This is a genomic window from Corynebacterium sp. ES2775-CONJ (assembly GCF_024814515.1).
In the GTDB taxonomy this organism is placed as follows: Bacteria; Actinomycetota; Actinomycetes; order Mycobacteriales; family Mycobacteriaceae; genus Corynebacterium.
Genome location: NZ_JANUXT010000011.1, coordinates 1 through 1,310, shown reverse-complemented (window position 1 = coordinate 1,310; position 1,310 = coordinate 1). Strand labels below are relative to the sequence as shown.

Sequence of the window (1,310 nt, the reverse complement as noted above, 5' to 3'; positions counted from 1 at the left end):
CCCGAGTGTGTGGTGATCGGTGGCATGCGGGTTATCACCACCAGCAGTTGCCATGGATGCGTTGCTTATGGTTTCTGATCCAGTTGGTGTATCGAAACGTGCACTGGTGGTTGGGGAATTAGTGAGGTTGCGTATGGGTGGGTTAGCTGCAGCGATCTCTGATTGCAGGCGTTGTTGGAACTGGTCGAGGTAGTTTTCCTCCATGCGCTGTGCGTGTTGTTCTGTTTCGGTTTCGATCATGCGTGCTGTGGTGGGGTCGTCTGCTGCGCGGGCGGCGGCTGCTTGTTCAGCGCCGCGTTTGCGTAGTTGTTCGATTGCGGTGATCGCTGCGTCGACTTCTGGTGTGATTCGTGGCGCGATCGCTCCTACCTTTTCAGCAGCTGATGCCATAGTTTCGCTGTTGTTGGCGATGGTGCGGGAGGTTTCGGCTAGTTCTGTGATGGTGTGTACTGCGGCGTCGAAGAATTCCCCTTGGTTCTCAGACTCAATCAAAGACGCGATACGCATGAGTCCTAGTGCGGTTCTTTGGCACGCTTTGCTGTAGCCTCTCCACATGTCGGGTAGGGCGTTGGCGTCGTGTGTTTTCGTCGCGTTGAGTCCACTCAGTAGCGATGATAGGGATGCTTCGCGTGCTGCTGTTGGTTCGGTGTAGGTGAAGTCTTGGTAGTTTCTATCAGGGCGCTGTGGGTAAGGAACGTTCGCTATTGCTTCTGGGAGCGTGCTGAACGTGTGGTTGATGGTGGGGTAGAGGGCGGGGGCGGATGTGCCGATGGCTGTTGCCAGTGATTGGGCGAGGTCTTCATCAGTGAAGAGTATTTTCTGGCAGCCGGTTGTAAAGTTCTCGTTGCTCCATTGGATTTGGGCGAGGATTTCTTGCAGTGTTCTTGCCGCGCCGCCGTCTCGGTGGGCGCTGATTTCGCTGTATTCTTGGGCGAGTTGGTTAAGGGCGTTGATGGTGGAAAACCCTCCGAGCCTGTCAGCGAGGGGGTGTTCGAGCAGGCGTTTGCTGAAGGATTCATTCCTTGCGATGATGCTTTCGAGGATGTTGGTTACTTGTTGTGTGGTGGTGGGGTTGAAGGTGATCATGGCCATGGGACTCCGCTGAGGTTGATGAGGTCGATGAGTTTGTCGTGTGAGTGTTGGCAGGTGCTAGCGGCATCGTTGAAGCGCGCATCAGGGATAAGTTCGTCGCTAAACGCTCGGGTGGAAAAGTTTATAGTGCCGTTAGTCGTACTCGTTGCGGCAGTGCACCTGATGTAGAAGCCTGCTTTACCATTGGTTAAGTTTGAGTAGAAGTAGATGCGGGGGTG

At 54.7% G+C, this 1,310-nt stretch carries 2 protein-coding genes; both read right to left on the bottom strand.

All coding sequences use genetic code 11. The features are described 5' to 3' along the window. Positions 1-1,092 (bottom strand): hypothetical protein (locus NXT01_RS09395; protein WP_259080379.1); only part of this gene is annotated, 1,092 nt, incomplete at its 3' end. Continuing rightward, a partial coding sequence (locus tag NXT01_RS09390; RefSeq protein WP_259080378.1) for a hypothetical protein occupies positions 1,083-1,310 on the bottom strand: 228 nt, incomplete at its 5' end. The genes NXT01_RS09390 and NXT01_RS09395, both read right to left, overlap by 10 nt.